The 23,839-nt window shown below is 41.8% G+C and carries 26 protein-coding genes; 11 read left to right on the top strand and 15 right to left on the bottom strand.

Features of this window, described 5'->3' with window-relative positions; all coding sequences use genetic code 11:
- The first annotated feature begins 34 nt into the window (after positions 1–34).
- On the top strand, positions 35–1,222 hold the full coding sequence (locus tag MTTB_RS04900; RefSeq protein WP_248563923.1) for a M24 family metallopeptidase: 1,188 nt from the start codon (positions 35–37) through the stop codon (positions 1,220–1,222).
- 294 nt (positions 1,223–1,516) lie between these two features.
- Here the strand turns inward: MTTB_RS04900 and MTTB_RS04895 are convergent, their stop codons facing one another.
- Positions 1,517–2,038: a CARDB domain-containing protein gene (locus tag MTTB_RS04895; RefSeq protein WP_248563922.1), complete on the bottom strand. Its 522-nt coding sequence runs from the start codon at positions 2,036–2,038 to the stop codon at positions 1,517–1,519.
- 204 nt (positions 2,039–2,242) lie between these two features.
- Here MTTB_RS04895 and MTTB_RS04890 point away from each other — a divergent pair, with 204 nt between their 5' ends.
- Together MTTB_RS04890 and MTTB_RS04885 are read left to right on the top strand one after the other, a co-directional pair.
- A complete protein-coding gene (locus MTTB_RS04890; protein ID WP_248563921.1) occupies positions 2,243–3,046 on the top strand; it encodes a type II CAAX endopeptidase family protein in 804 nt (267 codons plus the stop codon).
- Between the two features lie 40 nt (positions 3,047–3,086).
- The gene (locus tag MTTB_RS04885; RefSeq protein WP_248563920.1) at positions 3,087–3,239 is read left to right on the top strand and encodes a hypothetical protein; all 153 of its coding nucleotides are present in this window, start codon (positions 3,087–3,089) and stop codon (positions 3,237–3,239) included.
- A 512-nt stretch (positions 3,240–3,751) separates the two neighbouring features.
- Here the strand turns inward: MTTB_RS04885 and MTTB_RS04880 are convergent.
- Both MTTB_RS04880 and MTTB_RS04875 read right to left on the bottom strand, forming a co-directional pair.
- Positions 3,752–4,570 (bottom strand): FkbM family methyltransferase, encoded by an 819-nt coding sequence (locus MTTB_RS04880; protein ID WP_248563919.1) that lies wholly within the window; start codon positions 4,568–4,570, stop codon positions 3,752–3,754.
- 722 nt (positions 4,571–5,292) lie between these two features.
- Positions 5,293–5,733: a VIT1/CCC1 transporter family protein gene (locus MTTB_RS04875; protein WP_248563918.1), complete on the bottom strand. Its 441-nt coding sequence runs from the start codon at positions 5,731–5,733 to the stop codon at positions 5,293–5,295.
- Between the two features lie 287 nt (positions 5,734–6,020).
- On the opposite strand from MTTB_RS04875, the gene xth reads away from it, so the two are divergent.
- Both xth and MTTB_RS04865 read left to right on the top strand, forming a co-directional pair.
- On the top strand, positions 6,021–6,794 hold the full coding sequence (xth, locus tag MTTB_RS04870) for an exodeoxyribonuclease III (RefSeq protein ID WP_248563917.1): 774 nt from the start codon (positions 6,021–6,023) through the stop codon (positions 6,792–6,794).
- Between the two features lie 84 nt (positions 6,795–6,878).
- Entirely contained in the window at positions 6,879–7,610 is a 732-nt protein-coding gene (locus MTTB_RS04865) for a ZIP family metal transporter (protein ID WP_248563916.1), read from the top strand.
- 5 nt (positions 7,611–7,615) lie between these two features.
- On the opposite strand, the gene MTTB_RS04860 is transcribed toward MTTB_RS04865, so the two are convergent.
- On the bottom strand, positions 7,616–8,290 hold the full coding sequence (locus tag MTTB_RS04860; protein WP_248563915.1) for a glycerophosphodiester phosphodiesterase: 675 nt from the start codon (positions 8,288–8,290) through the stop codon (positions 7,616–7,618).
- Between the two features lie 167 nt (positions 8,291–8,457).
- Between MTTB_RS04860 and MTTB_RS04855 the strand changes: the two genes are divergently transcribed.
- A complete protein-coding gene (locus MTTB_RS04855; RefSeq protein ID WP_248563914.1) occupies positions 8,458–8,631 on the top strand; it encodes a hypothetical protein in 174 nt (57 codons plus the stop codon).
- A gap of 484 nt (positions 8,632–9,115) precedes the next feature.
- On the opposite strand, the gene MTTB_RS04850 is transcribed toward MTTB_RS04855, so the two are convergent.
- The 3 genes from MTTB_RS04850 to MTTB_RS04840 all read right to left on the bottom strand — a co-directional run bounded on the left by MTTB_RS04850 (position 9,116) and on the right by MTTB_RS04840 (position 10,911).
- Positions 9,116–9,928, bottom strand: coding sequence for a hypothetical protein (locus MTTB_RS04850; RefSeq protein ID WP_248563913.1), 813 nt, complete (start codon positions 9,926–9,928; stop codon positions 9,116–9,118).
- Between the two features lie 105 nt (positions 9,929–10,033).
- Complete coding sequence (locus MTTB_RS04845; protein ID WP_248563912.1) at positions 10,034–10,594, bottom strand: hypothetical protein; 561 nt, start codon at positions 10,592–10,594, stop codon at positions 10,034–10,036.
- Positions 10,595–10,740: 146 nt separating this feature from the next.
- Positions 10,741–10,911 (bottom strand): hypothetical protein, encoded by a 171-nt coding sequence (locus tag MTTB_RS04840; RefSeq protein ID WP_248563911.1) that lies wholly within the window; start codon positions 10,909–10,911, stop codon positions 10,741–10,743.
- A gap of 184 nt (positions 10,912–11,095) precedes the next feature.
- Here MTTB_RS04840 and MTTB_RS04835 point away from each other — a divergent pair, with 184 nt between their 5' ends.
- The gene (locus MTTB_RS04835) at positions 11,096–11,503 is read left to right on the top strand and encodes a hypothetical protein (protein WP_248563910.1); all 408 of its coding nucleotides are present in this window, start codon (positions 11,096–11,098) and stop codon (positions 11,501–11,503) included.
- Positions 11,479–12,366, top strand: a complete 888-nt coding sequence (locus MTTB_RS04830; protein ID WP_248563909.1) for a sensor histidine kinase — start codon at positions 11,479–11,481, stop codon at positions 12,364–12,366. The genes MTTB_RS04835 and MTTB_RS04830 overlap by 25 nt, the downstream gene beginning before the upstream one ends.
- A gap of 276 nt (positions 12,367–12,642) precedes the next feature.
- Here the strand turns inward: MTTB_RS04830 and MTTB_RS04825 are convergent, their stop codons facing one another.
- From MTTB_RS04825 to MTTB_RS04815, 3 genes are all read right to left on the bottom strand, one after another.
- A complete protein-coding gene (locus MTTB_RS04825; RefSeq protein ID WP_248563908.1) occupies positions 12,643–12,783 on the bottom strand; it encodes a hypothetical protein in 141 nt (46 codons plus the stop codon).
- Between the two features lie 290 nt (positions 12,784–13,073).
- The gene (locus MTTB_RS04820) at positions 13,074–13,616 is read right to left on the bottom strand and encodes a flavodoxin domain-containing protein (protein WP_248563907.1); all 543 of its coding nucleotides are present in this window, start codon (positions 13,614–13,616) and stop codon (positions 13,074–13,076) included.
- Positions 13,617–13,738: 122 nt separating this feature from the next.
- Positions 13,739–14,491: a hypothetical protein gene (locus tag MTTB_RS04815; protein WP_248563906.1), complete on the bottom strand. Its 753-nt coding sequence runs from the start codon at positions 14,489–14,491 to the stop codon at positions 13,739–13,741.
- A gap of 426 nt (positions 14,492–14,917) precedes the next feature.
- On the opposite strand from MTTB_RS04815, the gene dps reads away from it, so the two are divergent.
- The 3 genes from dps to MTTB_RS04800 are packed head-to-tail and all read left to right on the top strand — an operon-like array spanning position 14,918 to position 17,506.
- On the top strand, positions 14,918–15,469 hold the full coding sequence (gene dps, locus MTTB_RS04810; protein WP_248563905.1) for a DNA protection during starvation protein: 552 nt from the start codon (positions 14,918–14,920) through the stop codon (positions 15,467–15,469).
- Between the two features lie 27 nt (positions 15,470–15,496).
- Positions 15,497–15,727 carry a cytochrome b5 domain-containing protein gene (locus tag MTTB_RS04805; RefSeq protein WP_248563904.1) on the top strand — a complete coding sequence of 77 codons (231 nt, stop codon included), beginning with the start codon at positions 15,497–15,499 and terminating at the stop codon, positions 15,725–15,727.
- A gap of 15 nt (positions 15,728–15,742) precedes the next feature.
- Positions 15,743–17,506, top strand: coding sequence for a thiamine pyrophosphate-binding protein (locus MTTB_RS04800; RefSeq protein ID WP_248563903.1), 1,764 nt, complete (start codon positions 15,743–15,745; stop codon positions 17,504–17,506).
- A gap of 415 nt (positions 17,507–17,921) precedes the next feature.
- Here the strand turns inward: MTTB_RS04800 and MTTB_RS04795 are convergent, their stop codons facing one another.
- From MTTB_RS04795 to MTTB_RS04775, 5 genes are all read right to left on the bottom strand, one after another.
- Entirely contained in the window at positions 17,922–18,386 is a 465-nt protein-coding gene (locus tag MTTB_RS04795) for a hypothetical protein (RefSeq protein ID WP_248565335.1), read from the bottom strand.
- A 63-nt stretch (positions 18,387–18,449) separates the two neighbouring features.
- Complete coding sequence (locus tag MTTB_RS04790; RefSeq protein ID WP_248563902.1) at positions 18,450–19,493, bottom strand: ABC transporter ATP-binding protein; 1,044 nt, start codon at positions 19,491–19,493, stop codon at positions 18,450–18,452.
- A gap of 6 nt (positions 19,494–19,499) precedes the next feature.
- Positions 19,500–20,186, bottom strand: coding sequence for an ABC transporter permease (locus MTTB_RS04785; protein ID WP_248563901.1), 687 nt, complete (start codon positions 20,184–20,186; stop codon positions 19,500–19,502).
- 49 nt (positions 20,187–20,235) lie between these two features.
- The gene (locus MTTB_RS04780) at positions 20,236–21,105 is read right to left on the bottom strand and encodes an ABC transporter substrate-binding protein (RefSeq protein ID WP_248563900.1); all 870 of its coding nucleotides are present in this window, start codon (positions 21,103–21,105) and stop codon (positions 20,236–20,238) included.
- 188 nt (positions 21,106–21,293) lie between these two features.
- The gene (locus MTTB_RS04775; RefSeq protein ID WP_248563899.1) at positions 21,294–23,780 is read right to left on the bottom strand and encodes a DEAD/DEAH box helicase; all 2,487 of its coding nucleotides are present in this window, start codon (positions 23,778–23,780) and stop codon (positions 21,294–21,296) included.
- Positions 23,781–23,839: the final 59 nt, after the last annotated feature.

Below are 23,839 nucleotides of genomic sequence, written 5' to 3'. Positions count from 1 at the left end.
TTTATTATCCCCTATGTGTGGGGGGTGTTACATTTTGAGGGTACCATATAGTGAACTTGAAGATCGTATGAAACGTTTCAGGGCTAGGATGGATGAGAAAGACCCCCAATGGGAGATGGCAGTAATCTTCACCAAGATAAACCAATATTATTTTACCGGGACCATGCAGGATGGCATGCTCCTCATACCATCGGATGACGACCCAATCTTCTGGGTGCGGCGCAGCTACCAACGGGCACTAGAAGAATCCAACTTCAAAGACATAAGACACATGAACAGTTTCCGTGATGCTAGCCAAAGCCTCGATAAAATCCCGGATACAATATACCTTGAAACAAAATCGATACCGTTAGCATTATATGAAAGATTCAGAAAGTACTTCCCCATCAAAGACTGCAAGAGCGCGGATCCTATTATAGGGATGGTAAGAGCCATAAAGAGCAGATACGAGCTTGGGCTAATGAGGAAATCCGGGGAAAAACATCAACACATACTCGAAGACATCGTACCTGAATTGTTATATGAGGGTATGAGCGAAGCCAGACTCGGAGCAGAACTTTTCAAGATAATGATAGACGAAGGATACCATGGTGTCACACGCTTTGGAATGTTCGACACCGAAATGCTACTTGGACACATAGGATTTGGTGAAACTTCAATCTACCCATCATACTTTAACGGGGCCAGTGGAAACCGTGGATTGTCACCGGCAGCACCATTACTTGGAAGCCGCAAGCGCAAACTAAAAAAGGGAGACTTAGTTTACGTGGACATAGGCTTTGGCATGGAAGGTTATCATACAGATAAGACCATGATATACATCTTTGACCAGCAAATCCCAAGGGAAGTGAGAGAAGCCCATAGGCGATGTGTTGAGATCCAAGATGAGATCGCAGATATGCTAAAACCTGGTATAAGCCCTGCGGAAATCTACAGGACTATAATAGGGGGGCTTGACAAAGATTTTAAAAAGAATTTCATGGGCTTTGAGGGTCATCAGGTTAAGTTCCTGGGTCATGGTATAGGCCTAGTCATAGATGAGGTGCCAGTGATTGCTGAAAAATTTAATGAGCCCCTTGAGGAGAACATGACATTGGCCATCGAACCCAAAAGGGGTATCAGGGGTGTGGGGATGGTTGGAATCGAGAACACCTTCATAGTAACCCCTGGTGGGGGTGAGTGTATTACCGGGGATAATCCAGGTCTCATCCCACTCTTCTGATACTATTTAGGTGTCGATTTCCCCCTTGCCTTTACCCTTCTTATAAAAATGGGTTAAGTGAACTGCCACCAGCTATTGCAGGCTTGCTTCACAGACGACCTGTAGCATCACCCTAACAGGTGGGAATTCTGGACTGTCCCAAACCTTACCCATCCACCCTACAGTTTTTACAGGATACAAGGTGATGAGATCACATCCTCCTACCTGGAGGTTAGCACAATTTTAAAAGTGTATAAATGTTTTTCGGCTTTCACCCCCCCATAGGGGGGGTTCCCGCCGATGGAGTTAAGGTGTTTAGATTAGGTTTATTCTGAGTGGATTTGAACTGATTTCATGCTTGCCTTTCATGTCATGGTATATTACAGTGTATCCTCCAATGAAGAATGGGTTTGATAGTGTTGCATTTGGGCCGAAGGCTTCTTCAACCTCCTCGGGGGTTGGAATGTAAGCCTTGACCGTGAATTCCACTTCCTCGCCGGGGCCTATCCGGTCTATGTGCCTTTCAACTATCTGAGAGGTTATCGTGATGTTCTCAGCCGCCTCTGATCCTATATTTTTTATCTTGCAGGTTATTGTCACGTTTGTCCCTGGGTGCGCGGTTTTAGGACCTTCTTGTACCGCCACAAGTTCCGCGCCTCCCCTGGTGGATGTTAAATTAGAAGGTTTCTTCTCAGTAATGTTAACCACCATGCTAGGTGTGGTCTCTTCACCCTGTAATAGGTATACTGCCCCTACGACCCCTATAAGAGCCGCTATTATTAATATTATTATTAATGTGCTGGTTTTCAATAAGATTTCCTCCAATCTGGCGCTCATTTGGGATATTTCCACTATCTTCTTTTTTCTGGGAAATAAATTGCCACAAATTTATTTTTAGGAATTTCCCCCTTTATATTCTTTTTGCAAAGGGAACTTCTAAAATCGCCCAGTTTATATATGGGTGGATTGTATATTTTCACACAATTTACTATTTCCCTTCAAACTTGGGGAGGTTAGAAGATAACCGGGGGACTGTCACCTTTGAAAATTGCAAATAAATCTGAAAAGGACTTGTACCTATTCTTTATAATAGCATTTGCTTGGTCCTGGCTACTCTGGCTACCAGAAGTTCTATGGGGTATAAGATTGTATCTCGCCCCATTTGGCCCGACAATAGCCGCTTTCATCCTCACATACATAAATGAAGGGTTAGATGGGGTGGGGAGACTATTTAAAAGGGGCATAGATTTCAGCTTCGAGAAGATCTGGCTCATACCAATATTCTTACTAATGCCAACCATTATAGGATTATCACTCCTACTAGCCATCTTGAGCGGCGAAACAGCACCTTCAATCCATGTTTTGTATCAACCATGGATTATAATCCCAGCATTCTTCTACATCCTATTCCTTGGCGGGCCAGTTGCTGAAGAATTCGGTTGGAGAGGATACGCCCTTGACAGACTACAAAAACGGTACAATGCCCTAATCTCCAGTATAATACTTGGGATCATATGGGGACTATGGCACCTCCCATTGTTCTCTATGAAAGGACAAGAAATATACCAGAACGTGCCAATCCTGGGTTTTATACTCGGCACAATACTACTATCAATACTAATCACATGGATATACAATAACACTGGAAGAAGCATACTAGCAGTCATATTATTCCATACAATGGGCAACCTTTCACACTTCATCTTCCCAACAATGGCCACAAAACTAGGCGGCTTATACTCTATCATCCTAAACATGATCGTGGTGATAATCATCATAATAATATGGGGGCCTAGGAGGATGATGCGCAAAAAAGGATACCACCTCCAAAGTAGGCATAATTAGGCTATTGGGAAAATTTTAATAGAATAGGGAGAGTGTGTGTATGGATAAAAAACCTGGAGGTTTAGTTTTTGTAGGTTGCTTACTAATATGTATTGGCATTGGTTTAGCCTTTAATAGGCCGGATATAGGTGCGATTATTGGGGTTGGACTCGGAATTATTTTGATGGCAATAGTCAATGCTAAAACAGGATAAGAAAATTGCAAGGTCACCTTGTGACTATAGTATTCTGAGTTTCCCCTCAAATCTATTTTGGGGGGGTGCCACCTTCCAGGACAGAATTTCCCAAGCTGGGGGACCAATGTATCAATGGATATAAGAATAGTAGGGTATAGGCTTGTTGATGGGACAGATAGGGGTTTTGATAAGGGTCTGAACTTGAAATATAGTGCCTGTTCCATGTTTTTTTATAAAGCTTTTTTTTGTCATTCTTCTAGCTTGTTGCCTCCAGCAGAGTGTCATGTGCATGAACCTCCTAGCATTTATGTTGAGGGTTTTTCTGTTTCTACTTGGTCTGTTGTATCGTCACTGGGTGTTATGGCCATTATCTTTTTTTCAAGTTTAATGGTGGACTATTCTGTAGATTGTGATTGTTAGAAGCCCTATGCATTTCCTTTGGATCTTGTTTGTGTTTTCTTGAATTTGAATGCGCATCCCTCTTTGGGGAGAATGTCTTGGGTTAAGTGTTCTAAGAATGGGGAAAAGCATCATCTTTTTATATCCTTTGCATGTAAATAGCCCATTAGGAGTTTGCGAGCTCCCATCTTGTAGAGGGTTGGTTTCGTGTTTTTGACCCGGAAACCAGCCTTTTCCAGTTTTTCTTTGAGGTTCGTATAACCATAGTGGTATTCTATTATTATCTCTTGGAACGTTCCTAGGATATTTTCTGGTGTTTCAAGTATATTGTATTCGCAACCTTCACAGTCCATTTTCAAAGAGGCACCTTTTAGATTGAATTTTTCCACTATCTTTGTTAGGTTTGTTAATTTCACGGTTTTTCCCTTGTGGAAGTCTTTTAATCGTGAAGTGGCCAAGGCCCTATAATCTTCTTCTATTTTTATCTTCCCTAGTTTTTCACTGAGACCTTCATTAAATGCTATTATCTTCTCATCCAAACCATTAACCTTGATATTTTTCAAGAGTAGGATATAGGAGCTGGGATATGGTTCGAGGGCGTATACTTGCCTCGCCCCCTTCAAAATAAAATAGATTGGTGAATCTCCGATATATGAGCCTATATCGAGTATGATTTTCCCTTTAACATTTAATTCCTTGTATGTTTCCATGCCAAAGGTTTCACTTAATACCTTGAGAGCATCTAATAGACCCCTCTTATCAGTGCTTGAATAAAATCTGAGATCAGCGCCTTTGAATTTGAATTTTATCAACCCACCCCATATCTTCACATCATCTAATAGATGGGCATATAAGATACGGTAATAATCCCAGCGATCCTTTATTTCTACCTTTTCCCCACTTTTAAGGTTTCCCACGAACTCATTTAGTATACCGGATCTGAATAACATGGCCTCTAGCCAATTCTTGAAAACTTTTTTAGCTTGGAAAAAACTCTTGCTTGTAAATACGTGGGAATATAATGGCCTTTAAATATTCAGGGAATGTTACATTTAACATTCTATGGGGGGCCTCCTATAATGGACTTGGGGTGGATTATCGTTCTAATTAACGATTTTCTCAAGTTGAACTATCATGTATAGTGTGGGGGGTTAGTGTTTAGGCGTTTCATATTCTTTGGTCTTATTTGGCTGGTTCAATGCTCTTTTGCCATCCTATGATTCTCATTAAGGGGGGCTAATTTCTAGAGTCTGAGTTTTTGAATCCTGGGGGGATCTTAAAAGGATATTTTAATCTGAAGATATTTAAGTTTTTTTCGGTTTTCATCCCCTCTGGGGGGCTTATCCGCCGATAAGGTTAAATTTTCCTGAGAGAAGATTTCATTAATTCCTAAGGGCCTTCTTTTCGTCAATGAAGCCGGAATGGGGATATTAAAATGTAGAGTAATTGACAGAAAATGGGGTCTTTTTTTTGGTGGTGGCCTTGAATGGATGGTCATTTTTCAAAAGTTTTATGATCTGTCCTTTGTTTTGAGATCTTCTTTTCTGTACAGTATTTTTAACCTTTCATGCCCCATGTAAGTAAAAGTTTTTTGGATAGACTTGGGTTTGAACTCTTTTGAACTTTAACAGTAATAGTAGGTTCTAGGATCCTTGAACATGCCAACGGGTTTTTAACAGAATGTTTTTTCGATCCAAACACCCACATAATGTGCTATAATTACAACTGCCAGGGCTATAATCACATGTTCTGCTATTATCTTCCAAGGGTTTCTTCTCTGCTCCTTGGCGATCTGAAAACTAAAAATCCCTAACAATAGCAAACCCCAGATAATATTCACTAAAATAGCGGTTGGCAATGTAAAGAATAAAAGTGGGATGATAAAGGTTAACGCGAAAATAAACTTGGACATGAAAGTGGCGATTGTCGACTCCCATATCTCCCTTGTAGTGTGTCTATCCTCTGCCTCCTCGGAAACATGAATACCAAGCGCATCCGAGAGAGCGTCAGCAACTGCTATCGTTAATATACCCCCTATAACCACAAACCTTGAATGCGTCCCGGAATTCAAGCCAACCATCAAACCAAGGGTTGTGATTACTGCAGAGGTCAAGCCAAAACTAAACCCAGTCCTTAATGAATGTCTCATCATACAAAATATAAGTCATGTTCAATCTTATATAGTAATCCCCTTCGAGGGAGAGTTCTTATGATCACCAGGGGATAATCTTTTTCAAATCCTAGGGGCGTGCGCATTCTCATTTTTTTTCAGAAGAACTTTCAAGTCCTTGATAATGTTTTTCCAATGGAAAAATGCTAAGGGGGGTTTGCAGCATCTTCTAATTGTGTGCTATTTTTTTATTCAAGAAGATTATAACTTAGTAGTGGTGTGTGGTGGCCATGTCTATTATCAGGATAGTCTCGTGGAATGTTAATGGTCTGAGGGCGGTATACCGTAAGGGTTTCCTTGACTGGTTCCTAGATGAAAAACCGGACATATTATGTCTTCAGGAGATAAAAGCAGATCGTAGGCAACTTCCAGGAAAATTGAGGCATGTTGAAGGTTACAGGGTGTTCTTCACACCAGCCCAGAGAAAAGGTTACAGTGGAGTCGCCCTATACACCAAGATCAAACCAAAGGGTTTGAGGGAAGGTTTCGGGATAAAAAAATTCGACATTGAAGGGAGAATCCAAATAGCAGACTTTGAGGATTTCCTACTCTACAATATTTATTTCCCTAATGGTAAAATGTCAGAGGAAAGACTCAAATATAAACTAGACTTCTATGATGCGTTCTTAGAAGACGTGAACCATGAAAGAGGCCTTGGACATAACATAATAGTCTGTGGAGATTTTAACACCGCCCACAAGGAGATAGACCTTGCAAGGCCGAGGGAGAACAGTAATGTCTCAGGGTTCCTACCAGTTGAAAGGGCTTGGATCGACACTTTCATCGAAAACGGGTATGTTGACACGTTCAGAGTTTTTAACAAGGAACCTGGACAATACACTTGGTGGAGTTACAGGACGAGGGCGCGTGAAAGGAATGTGGGATGGAGATTGGATTACTTCTTCGTGAACAGAGAATTCTTAGGCAATGTTAGGAAATCTTGGATACTATCGGATGTCATGGGCTCAGACCACTGCCCCATAGGACTCGAAATCAAAATATAAACACGCCACAGATAATACCCTCAAAATTCCCCCCTAATTTGATTATCAGGTCACACCTTTTATAAGTTTAGGAGGGGGAGTATTATGTTGTGGTTGTTAGCGGGATTGTGGGGATTTGTCACTGGTTCAGCACTCTTGATCGGCGCTCTCTGCGGATACTATCTTAGGATGCCCGGGCGTCTTATCGCTTCTATCATGGCATTTGGCGCCGGTGTGCTCATATCAGCTATAGCCTTCGAACTCGTGGATGAAGCCTACAATCTCGGAGGCTTTCCACATGTTACCATAGGTTTTATAATCGGAGCCGTAATCTTTACAGGAGTGAATGTTTATCTGGCGCGTAAAGGAGGTAAACATCGTAAGCGTTCTGGCAAGCACATGCTAGAATGTGATGGTCTGGCCATCGCAGTAGGTTCTATCATAGATGGTATACCAGAATCTGTTGCGTTAGGCCTTACTATGATAGAAGGCGGAGTTGTGAGCATGGCAACTTTGATAGCCATCTTCTTGTCTAATGTACCTGAGGGGCTTTCCAGTTCTGTTGGCATGAAAAAGGCAGGTTGGAGGGCTGTTTCAATCTTTGGATTGTGGATTTCAGTGGCATTCTGCACGGCTATAGCATCATTTGCAGGGTACACTCTCTTCAATAATCTTCCCCGGGGGGTTATTGCAACTAGCATGGCCTTTGCAGCCGGCGCGATCTTAGCCATGGTTGTTGATACAATGATACCAGAAGCTTTTTCGGAAACTCATGACCTTGCAGGGCTTATAACAGTTTTAGGATTTATGGTGTCATTCGTTTTATCAAATTTATAGGAGGCTTATAATAGATGGGCTTTTCGGGCTCCTAGGAGTTTGTTTGTCACGATACCATCTACTCCTAGTCTTATTAGTTTTTTCGCTGTTTTTGGTTTGTCTATTGTCCATGGGTATACAAGTATGTCATGCTTGTGGACTCTTTTTATCATGTTCTGGTCTACGAATTTGTGTTTTGGGAATATTGCATCTGCGCTGGCATCCAGTGCTAGTCTTTCAGGTTTTAGGGGTTGGCATGAGAATATAACCCCAGTTCTTATGTTATCATCTAACATTTTGACTTTCCGGAGGCTTCCATGATAAAATGATGTTATCATTACATTTTCTAGCCTGTTTTCATGGATCGTCTCCAGGACTTTCTTTTCGATGCCGGGGATTTTCATTTCTATGACGAGTTTAGCATCCTTGATGGCCTCTATGATCTCTTGGAGTGTTGGTATCCTTTCTCCCTTCCCGGCATTTAACTTTTTAAGCTCTTGTAATGTCATATCCTCTACTTGGCCTGTGCCGTCTGTTGTTCTGTCCACGGTTGGATCATGTATTACAACGAGTTCTTTGTCTTTGCTTAGGCGAACATCCACTTCAACCCTATCAGCACCCATTTCCAAGGCTCTTTTAACAGCCTTTAAAGTGTTCTCGGGTTCGAAGTAGGATGCTCCCCTATGAGCTATAAACTCCATAGTATTCACCCATAATTAGAAGATAAGTTGTCTTCGCCCCTCTGTTTGCTTGTGACTTCACAACGACTTTCTTATAATTTTGGTAATATTTACTTGTAGCTGGAAGCCCCATAAATAATAACATGTATATTGATGGGGGGACTAAATAGGTAGTGTAGGTGGTTTGTTTGCCTAGAGAAAAGAGAAAAAGGGAGATAGTAGAAGTTGTGAAGTTCATACCATTAGATGGTAGTCTCCCTGAAGTAAAACCAATCAAAATAAAAAAGTCTTCCAAGAAAAGGACAAAAAAGAGAAGGGTGGAGGAAGAGCTTTATTGCGTCCAAATGGACATACTCCAATAATGCCAAGCGCCTCTCCTTGATTGGTGATTATTGGGCTTGTCAGTTTTTTAGAATCATACCAGCTAATTTTATCGTGTTATCATAAATTGACGACCTTAGGGAGCTCTCCACGACTATTCAGTCTATTGAGACTCTCACCATAATGTTTATGCTTAAATTTCCACCACCGAAAAAAGGGAGGGTTACAGGAGTGTAGGAAAAAATCATCCCATTGGCCAAGTGGAATACTCTCACGTTTTTTAGTATAGAAAGTTTACAGTTTTATAAGCTTATAATTCTCCTTTTTTAGTTCACCGTGCTGGATAAAGATACTTTCTATAGGGTGGACATCTAATGGAATGTTTAAGAGCCTTGATCCATTTGGATGATATTTATACCAACGTATACATCTGGGTGTTATTCTACAGTGACAAGTTTGAATGGGAGGAAGGTATCAGAATGTTACTAATGCTCCATTACAATCAACTAAAATGTGAAACCCCCACTATTCCTTTTCTATTTTGATTTTAATGGGCATCTTCTTCCCTTTGAGTAATCTGCTGACCAATATGATGATTATTAATATTAGGAGCCATCCTGGTATAACTATGACCTGGCTGGTAGCCTTTAAAGGCTCATGCGGACCGTATTTCCCATATTCTATATTCACATTTGCACTGTACAATCCCACGTCCCATGGGCCCGGTTTCCATGCGATAACATCAGTATACTTATCTCCCGGGTATACGCCGCCTGTGGAGTTGATTCTGGTGGTGGTGAACCAGCCCTTTAATGTTATTACCCCTGTGAAATTCTGGTAACAATTACCAACATTATGAAGAGTGTATTTAAATTCCCCGGATAAGGGGCTTATAATGATGAATGGGGCCTTGAAATTCTCTAACTTGAGAGATTCTCTGATAGGCCCAGGCAATCCTATAACAACAGGTACTATGATCTCTGTTCCTTGTTTGAGTACAACTTGGGTCCCACCAGCAGCCCTTGGGGTTGCCTTTGGCGTTGCTCTCACCACTAACGCCCCAACAGCATCCCTATAATTATAATTTGATGGTACTACCACCTCAAAATGAACATCTTTACGCTCTCCAGGATTTAAAGTGAACTTAGCCTCCTTTACCTTTATCCAATCAGCCGCGCCACCATCAACAAGTAGAAGATGCAATCTATCCTTTAAAATCCTCTTTTTATCGACTTCTACATTTATCGTTTCATTGCCAAAATTTCCTACTGTAACTTTCCCTTGGAAATGTGTAGTATTCTTTATCTCGAAACGTGTGGGAGAGACCACAAGATTCACACTAGAAACCAAAGACATCAAAAATAATAAAATAATCAATATGATTAACCCTCTCCTCATTCCAATCCACCCCATAAAAAAATAAAAAAGAAATTTATTTAAACTTTATGGTGTTGTAGGTGCTGTTGCGTTTGCCTGGACAGCCGCATGATATATCGTGGTCGTATAGAGGCCCGGTAGTGTTGCAAATGGGACAGTCAAATAAAGGTCAACAGGGACTGTGAGACTCCCTGACTGTGATGGTATACCCCAATCCTTCTTTACAAGAGCGTATACCGTGTCAAAAGCAGTTTTACTGACACTAGCATCGTAATCCGCATATTTGAGGTTATCTAATGGTATGCTATTTGAACCATTTTGTAAGTCGCCTGAAGCTCTTACATATAAATCTATGTATACGTTGGAGTAAGTATGCACTTCCTCGCCACTGGATCCTCCAGGCCATGATCTTTCCATGTTATCTGCTGGTAAACTACCCAAGTCTATCGTACTATTGTTTCCTCCACCGGCCCATGTAGCTGCGATTGCAACGGTAGGCTCAACCTCTGCTTGTAAGGGTTGTGTGGCTGATGGTGATGCTTGGGCCGTTACTGGCTGATAATAGAGCGCTCCCACAACTAGCATCATTAATCCGCCTAATAAAATCAATGGCAAAAGACCCTTCATTACCATCACCATATCTAGTTTCTTGTGTCACATAAAAAAAAAGATTTATGTGATTATTTTCACTTTTAAAGTTTTTTTGTGAACCTACACTTCCAAGGAAAGGGCATAGTCTTAGCAGGAAAAAAACTTTTTTATGGGGTAACATCCTATAATATGAAGGGTGATATGGGAATGGTGGAATGGGATTCTTCTATAGTCTTTGCAAGGTGCCTTTCAATCTTCTTTGCATTGATTATAATTTTACTTTCCCTTTTCAGGTACATTTTGCATGGTGGAGAAATAGTTACTATAGGCTTTCTTGTCCTCGGATTTTCCATAATTTCCCTATATTTAGGCCAGAGAATCCCTATAATATTCAGTTTGGCCTATTTTCTCTTCGAAGCTTTCACGGATCCGTCTATGCTTTCAAAAACCTTCTTTTTAACATACTTTCTCATTTTTTCATTTTTTTATTTTAAGGTGTATGGGTTGGGGCAAATATTTGGGTACATGGTGGGGATAATGGGTTATAGTGTTTTGGTTTCTCATTTAACAGGTTTATTACCCCATCCGAGTCTGCGAATACCCTTATTGTATGGTCTGTTACATGTTATGGCTGCTATGAGCCTCTTATCACTCTATCCAAGTGAAGGTATTGTAGCGCCCCTCCATTCAAAATATGCTGGAGGTTATATAGCAAGGAAATTATTACCCCTGCTTGTAATGGCGCTCCTCGTCACAGGACCTATCATATTATCGTTAAGAGGATATTTCCCATATTCAGCGGATGTGCTTCTCCTTGCTGTTGCAGTTGCTATCTCAATTTTGATAATAACTGTAATGGTTCATAATCTTAACATCACAGACCGGGAGAGGGAAAAATCCCATAAAAGGGCTGTGGATGCATGGCATTTCTTCAAGGGGTTATAGAGAATATAGAGGATGCTATCGCGGTCCTGGACAAGAAGGGGGAGATAATATACGAAAACAAGAAAATAAAGGAGATAAGCCTTGAAATCCGAGACTACTGGGTGAAGCTCAAAAAAGAGAAAAGGCCAGTCCCCATCAAAACCCTCACAACAGATAATAGGCACTTCACTGGGTGGATCATCCCACGCTACCACGAGAATGAATTCGCTGGGGCTATATTATCCCTGACAGAAGTCACAGACCTCATAAGGGTACAAAAACAACTAATGGAAAATATCAGAGAAAGGGATGCGCTTTTGAGGGAATTACATCATCGTGTGAAAAACACACTACAACTTATAATAAGTTTAATAAACTTGCAAGCCCAGGAAGCTGATAAAAATACGAGGAAAGCCTTCTTTGACATTCAAAATCGTATAATGACAATGGCAATAGTACATGAAGCCCTCTATGAAACCGGTACATACGCCAGAATAGATATGGGTAAATACATAAAAAGGCTTGTAGACAACCTCAAAGGCCAATTCGGGGTCCAAAATATAAAATTCGGCATAGATTGCAGGGCTAAATTCAACATGGAAACCAGCATGCCACTCGCCCTCCTCATAAATGAACTACTCAGCGATCTACTTACACACACAAGTGGGGGAGAAATAAAAATAAAAACCAAAGAAACAGAAGAAGGTCATCAGCTTATTATATCCGACAAGAGACCAAGTATAAAAGTAGCTAGGGGGATGGATTCTTTCCTTGTAAAAGCATTAACGCACCAACTTAATGCTACACTCCGAGAAAAGACGAGCGAAGATGAAGTTAAGATAATCATAACATTCAAGGAATTGGAATACAAAGAAAGGATATGACCAGGGAAATTCAAAGTTTCATTTTTGACGATTTCGACGATTATTCGGCCAGGTTCGCGGTTTCTTCCATGGTAGTCCTTGTATACCTCCTGGGATGCTATCAAGTAGCCTGCTAGGATATCCTGCAGGTATATGTTGACCGTCTAATATGGCCTATTTTTTAACTTTATCTGAGAATTCATGGTAAGATTCTGACGCTAGATTGCAAAATCTTTTCATGGGATGGTTGACCACCATCTCCCCGCCCTGGGCGTATAAGAACGCTTTTAATGCTTTTTATCCTACTTGTTGGGCTAGGAAGCGGGATATATGGTAGATTCCCTTCTTGGCTAAACCTTTTTGTCCATTTGGCCTCCTTTTTGCTTTTTCAAACCATCCTTCACCTTCCTCTGATTGCTTCTCTTTATATGAGCTCATCCTTTATTCCATAGTTTTTTTCTCAAACTCCCGGGTATTTTACAAGAAATTGCCTAGGTTATTCTACTCTTATTTCCTCTAACATAATTAATCTCTCTTTTTTTTGGAATTTAGGAGTCTTGGATCAGATGCTCGATAATTTACATAAATCCTATTCTTTTTTTTGGAAATAATTGTGGTATGATCTTCCCACCTTCAAATTACCTAATATTATGGGACCCAGAAGAAGTAGGAGGATAAATTTTGGTTATTGCAAGGGGCAATGGCATTCCCACAAAAAAACTCAAAACTTAAACTAGCTTATCGGCTAATCTATTTGCCCATTCTCTTATCTCATCCCAGTCTCTGAAATCAACTCTTTCACTTGTATCTATCCCCATTTTATCGAGTTGTGATTTATAAAATAGCATGGCTAATTTATAGACTAGGCCGTGCTTGGCATTAGGGTCATATACGCTGCCGAAAAGGCCCATACTAACTGGCTCTTTTTCGAGTTTTTCTTCCGCCACCTTTTTGAGATAATTTTTCCATGCTCTCTTCTTTGTTTCTTCAAAATTTGCATCACCACAAGTGACGAAGAGGGCCACTTTTTTGGTTGGAAGCGTCTTTCTGTTTATCTCTAGGAACTTGAGTGCTTCTTTGGTCCATTTACCCATTTTGATCCCGCTTCCCACTATGATCATGTCAAATGGTGACAAATCCTTATCCTTGATTGCCTTTTTGGCATCCATGACCTCTACTTGGATCCCCCTGTTTTTTATGGTTTTGCCGATTTCTTCTGCAATTTCAGCCGCCGTACCATACCTTGTCCCATAAACGATTAAGACCTTCAATTTCATCCACTCTAAACTATTACTTTGATGTTCTGTCTCCTCTTCTATATAAGCTCATGGGAAGATTCTCTTATTTTTATGGCATGTGAATCTTGGACTTTAGTTGAGCATTCCCGGAGAGATTATATCATATAGGGTGGTTCTGTGGATATTGAACCTATTACTTCTTCTGCTTTTTGTATTTCTTTTTCTGAGCCGCTTATGAGTAAATGTATGCTGCCTTCAGCGCCTGATACTCCACCGGCCCCGATCAGTTCTGCGGTGGCTCCGCTGAGAAGTTTTATGGCTTCTATCTCAGTGAAGATCTCACCGACCACGGGTAGCATGCGGGCTCCCCTGGTCTTTGATGAGTTGAGTTTGGCCGCGATCCTATCAAGGTCCCCTGGGATCCTTTTTTCAAGGCCTACTGGTATTATGAGTTTGGCGCGACGCCCTACCACGGCTTGGAGGGCTGCGACTATAGTACCACCCTTTGGGTGTCCTATATAGATAGCTGCTTTTCTACTTTCGAAGTTGAGGGCGTTAGCACCTTTAAGGATTACATCCCCTCTCCCAAGATCGTCTAAAACATCAAATATGGTTTTGCCAGGCTCCCAGTTACCATCCCTTATGATAATGTCTCCGGGGAAATTCTCACGCAACCTTTGGATTCTCTCACGTTTAGAGGGTGGGACGATTATGCCACGGAAAAACCCCTCATTTTTAAAGTCTTCTCCGAGGGATTGGAGTATTTCCTCTGCTATGTAGCCATTGGTTGTACCGGCGATTATCACAAGAATGCCATTATTTAATATTCTTTTTATAGTAGGATGTTTGAGCATGCCACGAGCAATGAGCCGTTTCCCGGCACTAGGTGTTATAATGAACTGTTTCATGATATACCCCCAGCTTTTATTAACTTGAATATTTTATCCATTGTGATAAAATTTATCAGTAGTTTTTTTTTTAGTCAGTTTAGAAGGTCTACGCTGTGAGGTTAATATGGGCACATTTACGTATATGAATGTGTTTTTGGGGGGACTATTTTTCCACATTATGAGGGTCCTTGGTGCCGCAACAGTATTCATGGTCTTCGAGATTAAGTTTTTTTGGTGTTTCCATTGTCTGCTGTGTGATGATATTCGCGGGTTATAGAAACTTTTAATTCCAGAATGTAATAGTGAATGTAATGTGGACATTGCACTAATAGGTTCCACTATTAGGTTTCATATGATATTGGATTGTGAGCATAGGAGAGGGGGGGTATCTATTTACAGAGGTTTTATTAGTGATCATCGACAAGATAATAAGTGGTGTAGATAATGGTTAAGGTAACACGTGAAATGGTTGAAAAATCTGGTATAAATGTTGATGAACTCGTAGAACTTTTGGTTAAAAATGCCGCGGCGGAACTTACAACATTCTATTATTATACAATACTCAGGGCGAACCTCATAGGCCTTGAAGGTGAGGGTATAAAAGAGATAGCGGAAGCTGCTAGGATAGAGGACAGGAATCATTTCGAGGCGCTTGTGCCAAGGATATACGAGCTTGGAGGGGAATTACCCCAGAATATGAAGGACTTTCATGACATTTCAGGTTGTCCACCAGCATATTTGCCCAAAAAGACCAATGATGCGATGGAGATACTAAAAGTCCTTGTAGAGGCGGAAAGGTGTGCTGTGCGCCAATACACGCACATCTGTAACATAACAGCTGGCAAGGATCATAGAACCTATGATCTTTCACTTTCGATTTTACATGAGGAGATACAACATGAAGCATGGTTTTCAGAATTCCTTGGTGAAGGACCATCTGGACATTTCATGCGCAAGGGCGAAACATCACCCTTTGTGAGAAAATTCTTAGAATAGCCATTCTTTAGTTTTGGGGTCTATTTGATGGAATTCACATTGGAAGATCTTAAAAAGTTCAATGGTAAAGATGGTGCCCCAGCATATGTTGGATGTAATGGTAAAGTCTATGATGTGTCTGGGAGTTTCCTCTGGAAGGATGGTGAACACCAGGTGACCCACAGGGCTGGTAGGGATTTGTCAGATGAAATAAGAAAAGCACCACATGGTATAGAACTCCTGGAGAAATTCCCAATCATAGGAGTCCTCAAAAGATGATATTTGGCGTTTTTGATGGCTGAATATAGATGTACAGTATGTAATTATGTTTATAGTGAAAAAGAGGAAAAGAGAAAGTTTTCAGAACTCCCAGAAGGGTGGAGATGTCCTGTCTGTAACGCCCCAAAGAGTCTCTTTGTGAAACTCACCCCAAGGAAGGGTGTTAAACCAGTTTCGAATACGGTTGCTGATGTTTTCATCGCCCAGATGATAGAATGGGGTGTGAAATACGTCTTCGGGATCCCCGGGACATCAGCACTCGGTCTAGTAGATTCCATAAGAAAAAACGAGAATATACGCTACATACAAGTAAGACATGAACAGACAGCCGCTTTCATGGCATCAGCCTACGCCAAACTCACAGGACATATCGCAGCATGCCTTACAGTCGCAGGACCCGGCGCAACAAACCTTGCAACAGGCTTATATGATGCCAAACTTGACAGGGCCCCTGTACTCGCAATCACGGGACAAGTTGAAAGAAACAGGATAGGTACAGGTGCAAGCCAGGAAATAGACCAGCATGCATTCTTCGAACCATTCTCAGTATTTAATATGACACTTATATCCCCCGACCAGATCACCAACCTTGTCACGGCCGCGATAAAACATGCCCTACTACTTGGGGGAGTCGCCCATATAGACATTCCAAGGGACATACAAAGCCTAGAATGTGACGAGAAAATAAAACCATTCAGGGACAATATCCCAAACAGGAGCATAACAACAGACGAGAAATACCTCAAAGGGGCAGTTGAGATTATCAACACTTCAAAAAGGCCTGTTATAATTGTAGGTTTCGGGGGCCTAGAAGCAAGGGAATATATTGTAAAATTGGCTGAGAAAATAGATGCACCAATTGTAACAACATTCAGGGGAAAGGGCGTAGTTGATGAGGACCACCCCTTATATATGGGTAGTCATGGGACCATAGGATCCACAGCCGCTGCGGAACTCGTCAGAGACTCCGACCTTTTAATAGTCATAGGTTCATCCTTCTCTGACCTTACACAGATACCCGAGAAAAGGATGATACAAGTGGATATCGACCCCATGATGATAGCGAGAAGATACCCAGTAGAGGCGGGTATAATCGGCAGATCAGCGATCGTGATCCCAAGGATCCTCAAACTTGTAAAAAAGCATGAAAGGGTGGATTACAGGGAAAGGATGGGCAAACTTAAAAGGCGCTGGCTAAGACCGCTCAAAGCAGAAGCAGACCCTAAAAGCACCCCTATAAGACCCCAATACATCATAAGCGTCTTGAACAGAAAACTGGACGAGGATGCCATAATAACCTTAGATGTTGGCGAGAATGGGTGGTGGTTCGGACGCAACTTCCAAATGAAAAGCACACAACGCGTATTATTCTCAGGTTACCTCGGATCCATGGGATTCGGCCTGCCAGCAGCCCTCGTAGCCCAACTCGAACACCCAGAAAGGCAAGTTGCATGCATAACCGGTGACGGGGGTTTCTCGATGGTAATGGGCGACTTCCTGACAGCCATAAAATATGATCTACCCATAAAAGTGTTCTTATTCAACAATAAAAACCTGGCCATGATAATGCAAGAACAGAAAGTTGAAAATTATCCCATATGGCAAACAGAACTCCAAGACTGCGAGTTCGCAGGCTTCGCAGAAGACTGTGGAGGCATAGGAATCAAAGCAGATGATCCACTGGAACTTGAAAAAGTGGTTGACGAGGCCCTTAATTATGATGAACCAGTCCTAGTTGATATTGACACAGACCCAAGACGATTCCTAGCCACCGATTAAACTAACACCTAACTTTCAATAGGAGGATCAATTTTCCATCCATTCTTTATAAAAATCCAAATTCCCATCCATGAGAGAATTAAAACCCATATTAATCAGGGGCTCTTCTACTCCCATAAGGACGGCGCCCCCCAGCCACCCCCCCAATGTGGAAATTTCCTTCTCCTATAATCTTTTTTGGGGTCTCCCCCTGGATAATATCCAAGATATTATAGGGTCCGTTTGAAAAAGGCTTAGTCGGCGCTGCAATCATAAGAATTTAACCTTTCCCCACATGCCACACTATCAAGTTTATATTTAGGTACCCTCAATAGGAACATCAAATAACATCCAAAAGCCTGGCAGAAGCCCTATAAAAGTAGCGTTAAATGAGATAACCAAAAAAGGGGGAAAATAATAAAATGGGGGGGTGGGTTTAGGTTTTGAAGCCGCCTCTGAGGAATCCGAAGGCTGCAAGGCCGATCAACAACAGACCCCCTATGACACCATAAACATACCATCCACTACCAGCTGAACCACCACTAGAAGCCCTCGTAACCTCATAAGCCCTACCATGCCCACTTCCTCGACCAGGAGAAGCAGCAGCCACCCCACCAGAACCTGAAACAGCACCTACAAAAGAACCCACGAAACCAGGAGAAACACCAGGCAACCCTGGAACGCCCGGAGTGCCTGGAGCGCCCGGAACACCAGGAGAACCCGGAGTGCCTGGAACACCAGGAGTGCCAGGGACAGCGGGCACCAAATCTGAAAGTTGACGATCTGGTATTGATCTTAGGTATGATATTGGTGTTCCAGCCGCTCCTGATATGATGTAATCTAATTCTTCACCGGTTATCCATTTTTCACTTCCTATTTGTAGTATCATCGGTGATTGCATGTAATTTGGTGTTTCATCTTTGTAGAGCCAGGATGCAAGAAAATGACCCCCAAAAGTTTGATTTCATCGGATTATATGGACAGCTAAAGCCTTAAATTCTATCCAGACAATGGAACCTATACTTATTTTCATGTCATGAAAGGATTTCCGGGTCATATAGATGGTGAATATTTCATCACCACATTCCACTTGAACTTGGAAAAGCGGACCCCTCTCTTCAAATCTTACAACTTCGCCTCTAAGCTGATTAAGTGCACTTGAATCTCTAGGCTCCCATGAAACAGTTATATCCTCTGGTCTTATAATTGCGGTCACCTCACCCTCAGCTGGCTTAGATGAATAAATCTTCAAGTCATCGGATTCTATAATGGTAAGTTTGTCTCTTGTTATCCTTGCTTCACCACCTATTATGTTTTTAGCCCCGACAAATTCTGCCACAAACCTATTAGATGGCCTCTTGAATACTTCGGATGGTTTTCCTATCTGCATTATTCTATTGTCTAGTATAGCGATCCTTTCAGCTAAATGTTGTCCTTGGATGAGATCATGGGTGGTGAATATGATTGTAATCTCACCCTTCAGCTCTTTTATAGCCTCTTCGATCCGTTTTTTTGAAATGGGATCCAAGTTTGATGTGGGCTCATCTAATAGTAATAGTTCGGGTTGGTTTATGAGTGCACGTGCAAGTGCAAGTCTCTGTTTCTCACCCCCTGAGAGTCCCCGAGCGTCCTTATTCTCATATCCTCTAAGTTCCACAAGCTCCATGACCCTTTTTATCTCCTTTTCTTCGGGTTCTCTGCCTCTGAGCCGCGGCCCATAGATGATATTATCATGGACTGTCCCCTTGAGTATTGGCGTTTCCTGGAATACCATACCCATTCTCCGCCTTATTTTGAATGCTGGGACGTTTAAAGCGTCTATACCGTCAAATATCATCCTACCAGTGGTGGGCTCTTCAAGGAGGTCTATAATCTTGAGGAGTGTTGTTTTACCCGAACCGGTGGGGCCTATGACACCTAACGTCTCCCCGGCCCTCACTTTGAGGTTTATATCCTCCAAGACCTTTTTTTCCTCGTATACCTTTGATATTCCTTGTAGTTCGAGCATGATCCATCACTTTTCCTGGAAATAATTTAAAAGGGTGTTTATTATAAGTGAAATGGCAAGTAGTATTATCCCGAGTGCTATTGAAAGTTCTAGGTTTCCCTTGGATGTTTCAAGTGCCATTGCACTTGTTATAACCCTAGTGTAGCCCCTTATGTTCCCACCAATCATTATAGCTATACCAACTTCTGATATTGCCCTGCCAAAACCTAGGATTATGGCAGCCATTATACCATATCTCGCCTCAGAAACTAGGGTGAAAAGTGTTTGATATTCGGTGGCTCCAAGGGATCGTGCAAGGTCTATGATTTCTTCTCCAACGCCTTTGAGCGCTGTTATACTAAAACCCATTATTAGGGGTAAAATCAAGATAGCCTGGGCGAGTATCATACCCCATGGGGTGAATAAAAGGTTCAAGGATCCTAAGGGCCCGGACCTTGAGATTAGTAGGAATACTAGTAATCCGATTAAAACTGTTGGTATGCTATATAGTGTCTGGATTATGTTTATAATGGCCCTTTTACCCTTAAAATGTTTAAAGTGTATGATGGCCCCAATGGGTACTGCTATAAGTGATGCTAATAAGGTTGATGAAATTGAAATCATTAGTGTACGTGATGTTGTATCAACTACCTCAGGGTCTAATGTTATGATAAGTTCCAATGCTTTTAGTATACCTTGTAGTATTTCATCCAAGCCATATCACCAGAATATTTTTTTGGGGATAAGCACGCTTGGGGGGATTTTAGGGTTCTGTTTTTCCGTAGAGTGGTGTGAATAGTGGCTTTCCATATTTGTTTTCACCATATTTTCCTATGATATTTTGTCCTTCTTTACTTAGGAGGAATTCTATGAATTTCATGGCAGCATCATAGTTTGCACTTTTTATCTTTTTTGGGTTTATGGGGATTGCTGTGTAGATGTTCAGGAGTTCTGAACCGTTGGTGATGTAGGGGACTAGTGTTATCTTGTTTTTGTAGGCGAGGTATGTTCCTGAATCTGAGAGTGTGTATGCTCCTTTCTGGTCTGCGAGTCTGAGGGTGTCTCCCATGCCGCTTCCACTTTCAATGTACCATTGTGAACCTCTGACTGTTGAGTTGTAGTCTGTTATGTTCTCCCAGATTTTTATCTCCTTTAGATTTGTCCCTGAATTATCACCTCTTGATACGAATTTAACATGCTGGGGGTCCTTTTCTGCTACTGTGAGTATCTTGTTGAAGGCTTCGGTGGCGCTTTGGGTTCCGTTTATACCTGCTGGGTCATCAGCGGGTCCGAGGATGTAGAAGTAGTTGTAGGCGAAGGGGTATCTTTTCGTCCCGTATCCTTCTTTTATGAATTCTTCTTCTCTTTTTTTGTCATGGACTATTATAAGGTCCGCATCCCCTTTTTTACCACGTTCTAGTGCTATCCCGGTTCCACCTGATACTATTTGGACGTCGATGTTAGGATATTTTTTTTCGAATTGGGCTTCAAGTTCTTCAAGCAATCCTGTGTCTTCAAGGCTTGTTGTTGTGGATATTCTGAGGATTTCTCTTCCAGGATTGCTTAGATGATATATTCCCAATGTGGCTATTAGGGTTATGATTATTAGGGCAATTGCGAAGGTTTTTTTCATTGTTGTCCCTCCCTTTTTATGCTTTATCTCCAACTCTCTCGAGATGCATATATATACATATCGATTAGTATAAAAACCCCCATTTAAAAGAACAATCATCTGAGGCTATTCTATAAATAGCAACAACATTTAACTTTATCCACGGGGAAGCCCCCCGAGCCAGCCCGTAGATAGGTTAATCAGAAAGTTTACTCTTTTCTTGTCTTACCATGAAAGTATGCTGCCATCTGCTCTTCACCCTGCCTTGAAAGGATGGCCCCCATAAGATACCAAGCCCTAGCATCCCCAGGATTCTCCTCGAGGATATCATGAAGTTTCAACTTAGCCTCGGCGAACTTACCATCCCTATAAAGAGAATAAACCTCAAAGTATACACTTTCAACCTCTAAGTTAAGATCATCTCTCCCTGGGATATCTACAGCAGGTTTACTTGTCACCTTCTTCAAGTATGCGAGTATACTCCTGGTCGCCCCTTTATGCAATGGCTTGTTATCATTCCCACACCTTGGAGAATATATGCAGGATGGGCAGCCATCAAAACAACCACAAGAATCCACAAGTTCAAAGGTTGAAGCGATGAGATCCTCAAATAATGCAAAGGCCTTCTCTGCAAGTCCTATACCACCCTCAAAAGCGTCATAGACGAAAATGGTGGCCTTACCAGTATCTGGATGATGAGCGGTTGACAGGCCCCCAATATCCATGCGATCACAGAGCACATGTAATGGGAACAGTGAGATGATAGCATGTTCACACCCATGCAAACCACCCCCAAAGGCTTCCTCATCAAACTTATCCCTTATATGATCTCCTAGTTTATTGGGTATGGTGAACCATATAGCCTTGGATCTAAACTTCAAAGGGGGTAAATTCAAGGGAAAGGCTCCGAGAACCTTGCTATAGGCCATGACACGATAAAGGTAGTAGTCTTCTGTAACTTCAACCTCTCCCAGGTATAAATTTAAATCTGAAAATTTTCTCTTCCTTAAGACCTTAATAATTTTAAGGTCAATCCTTTTAAGGGCTTGGGTATGATAATCCACGCTCTTTTTCGTGACATGGATCCTGCGCTCATTCAAGTTAAATTCATCCACTGTATATGTTTCTCCACGATTTATGAGCACAGCACCCTCATGAGCTTCCCGATAAGCCTGTCCCCTATCCATTTTCTCAAGGACCCTACCATTCTCTATGACGGTGAAGGTATCATCTGATATTTGATCGAGTCCATAGCTAAACTGCGGATCCCTACCATTGTATACAAGGCCCTTGTCTGTTATTGTGAGTTCGCCCTCCCTTAGCATTCTCTGAACTATCTTCAGGTTGAAATCATGTTCAAAAAAGTCTTCAAGGTTCAGTGGGAGTTCACTGGCGGCGCAGGCCGTCTGATTCCAGACTATGAACTTGTTTTTAAGATCTATTATCGCGTTCTCGTGGGATTTTTCGAAGATGAATGATGGGTTTTTCATAAGGTATTGGTCCAGTGGATTTTCAAATGCTACAAGTATTATTATGGAGTCGTTCTCTTTTCTACCTGCGCGGCCCGCCTGTTGCCAGGTGGATATCATAGTCCCAGGGTAACCTGATATTATAACGGTATCTAGGGTGCCTATGTCTATGCCAAGTTCGAGTGCGTTGGTTGTGCTAACACCTAACAGTTCACCGTTCCTTAGACCTTCTTCTATTTTTCTTCTGTCCTCTGGCCTGTAACCCGCCCGGTATGCTGTCACTCGATACACGAGTTCTTTCTTTTTCTTGTCGAGCTCCTCTCTGGTCCATCGGGCGATTAATTCGGCCATCCTCCTTGAGACTGTGAAACAGAGGCTCTGCAACTTGTTGAATACAAAGTATGCTAATATGTTCTTTGTCTCCTGGTGTGTTGATGGTTTATCCTTTTTCCTAGCTGGGTTATAGAGTATGAAGTATTTTCTCCCGGAGGGTGATGCATCTTCGGATATTAGTTTGAATTTTTCGCCTACGAGTTTCTCGGCGAATTCTTCAGGGTTTGCGAGGGTTGCGCTTGAAAGTATGAACTGTGGGTTGGAGCCATAATATTTGCAGATTCTTTTAAGCCTCCTTATGAGGAATGCGACATTTGACCCGAAAACGCCCCTGTACTGGTGGGCTTCATCTACTACTATAAATTTGAGGTTCTTGTAGAATCTGCGCCATTGTCTGTGCCATGGTAGTATCCGATGAAGCTGGTAGGGGTTAGTTATGATGATCCTGGAATTCGCCCTTATCCATGGCCTCTTATCCCTTGGGGTGTCCCCATCATAGACGTTGGGGTTTAATGTGAGTCCAAGTTCGGATTCTAGTTCCTTTAATACCTTTAATTGGTCATTGGACAGGGCCTTGGCAGGGTAAATGTAGAGGGCTGTGGCATCTTCGTCCTGGGTTAGTTTTTCCATTATTGGGAGATTGAATGCTAATGTTTTACCAGATGCTGTGGGTGTTGTTATTATGATATTCATTCCCTGGCGGATCTCTTCTAGTGCTCTAGCCTGGTGACGGTAGAGTTTTATCCCATTTTCTAGAAAGTACCTTGTTATATTCTCTGGCAGACCGTCGACTTTCGCATATTCTGCTTTCTTTGCTGGGATAATCTCAATATGTTCAATGGCATCTTTGAATCTTCTATCCTCCTTGAATCTTCCCAGTATCCTCTGGATCATAAGAAGAATATATCATGATAATATTATTTAACCCTACCGTGTGGTGGGCTTGAAGGTGT

Origin of the sequence: Methanothermobacter tenebrarum (genome assembly GCF_023167465.1) — an archaeon.
Lineage (GTDB): Archaea > Methanobacteriota > Methanobacteria > Methanobacteriales > DSM-23052 > Methanothermobacter_A > Methanothermobacter_A tenebrarum.
This window is presented reverse-complemented; position numbering and strand designations above follow the sequence as displayed.

Coding starts and splice junctions, on each gene's coding strand:
- MTTB_RS04895 (WP_248563922.1), bottom strand. CDS start 2,038: ATGAGCGCCAGATTGGAGGAAATCTTATTGAAAACCAGCACATTAATA.
- MTTB_RS04885 (WP_248563920.1), top strand. CDS start 3,087: ATGGATAAAAAACCTGGAGGTTTAGTTTTTGTAGGTTGCTTACTAATA.
- MTTB_RS04880 (WP_248563919.1), bottom strand. CDS start 4,570: ATGTTATTCAGATCCGGTATACTAAATGAGTTCGTGGGAAACCTTAAA.
- xth (WP_248563917.1), top strand. CDS start 6,021: ATGTCTATTATCAGGATAGTCTCGTGGAATGTTAATGGTCTGAGGGCG.
- MTTB_RS04865 (WP_248563916.1), top strand. CDS start 6,879: ATGTTGTGGTTGTTAGCGGGATTGTGGGGATTTGTCACTGGTTCAGCA.
- MTTB_RS04860 (WP_248563915.1), bottom strand. CDS start 8,290: ATGGAGTTTATAGCTCATAGGGGAGCATCCTACTTCGAACCCGAGAAC.
- MTTB_RS04845 (WP_248563912.1), bottom strand. CDS start 10,594: ATGAAGGGTCTTTTGCCATTGATTTTATTAGGCGGATTAATGATGCTA.
- MTTB_RS04840 (WP_248563911.1), bottom strand. CDS start 10,911: ATGGAAAATCCGAGGACAAGAAAGCCTATAGTAACTATTTCTCCACCA.
- MTTB_RS04835 (WP_248563910.1), top strand. CDS start 11,096: ATGGGTTATAGTGTTTTGGTTTCTCATTTAACAGGTTTATTACCCCAT.
- MTTB_RS04830 (WP_248563909.1), top strand. CDS start 11,479: ATGGCATTTCTTCAAGGGGTTATAGAGAATATAGAGGATGCTATCGCG.
- MTTB_RS04825 (WP_248563908.1), bottom strand. CDS start 12,783: ATGAGCTCATATAAAGAGAAGCAATCAGAGGAAGGTGAAGGATGGTTT.
- MTTB_RS04815 (WP_248563906.1), bottom strand. CDS start 14,491: ATGAAACAGTTCATTATAACACCTAGTGCCGGGAAACGGCTCATTGCT.
- dps (WP_248563905.1), top strand. CDS start 14,918: ATGGTTAAGGTAACACGTGAAATGGTTGAAAAATCTGGTATAAATGTT.
- MTTB_RS04805 (WP_248563904.1), top strand. CDS start 15,497: ATGGAATTCACATTGGAAGATCTTAAAAAGTTCAATGGTAAAGATGGT.
- MTTB_RS04800 (WP_248563903.1), top strand. CDS start 15,743: ATGGCTGAATATAGATGTACAGTATGTAATTATGTTTATAGTGAAAAA.
- MTTB_RS04795 (WP_248565335.1), bottom strand. CDS start 18,386: ATGCAATCACCGATGATACTACAAATAGGAAGTGAAAAATGGATAACC.
- MTTB_RS04790 (WP_248563902.1), bottom strand. CDS start 19,493: ATGCTCGAACTACAAGGAATATCAAAGGTATACGAGGAAAAAAAGGTC.
- MTTB_RS04780 (WP_248563900.1), bottom strand. CDS start 21,105: ATGAAAAAAACCTTCGCAATTGCCCTAATAATCATAACCCTAATAGCC.
- MTTB_RS04775 (WP_248563899.1), bottom strand. CDS start 23,780: ATGATCCAGAGGATACTGGGAAGATTCAAGGAGGATAGAAGATTCAAA.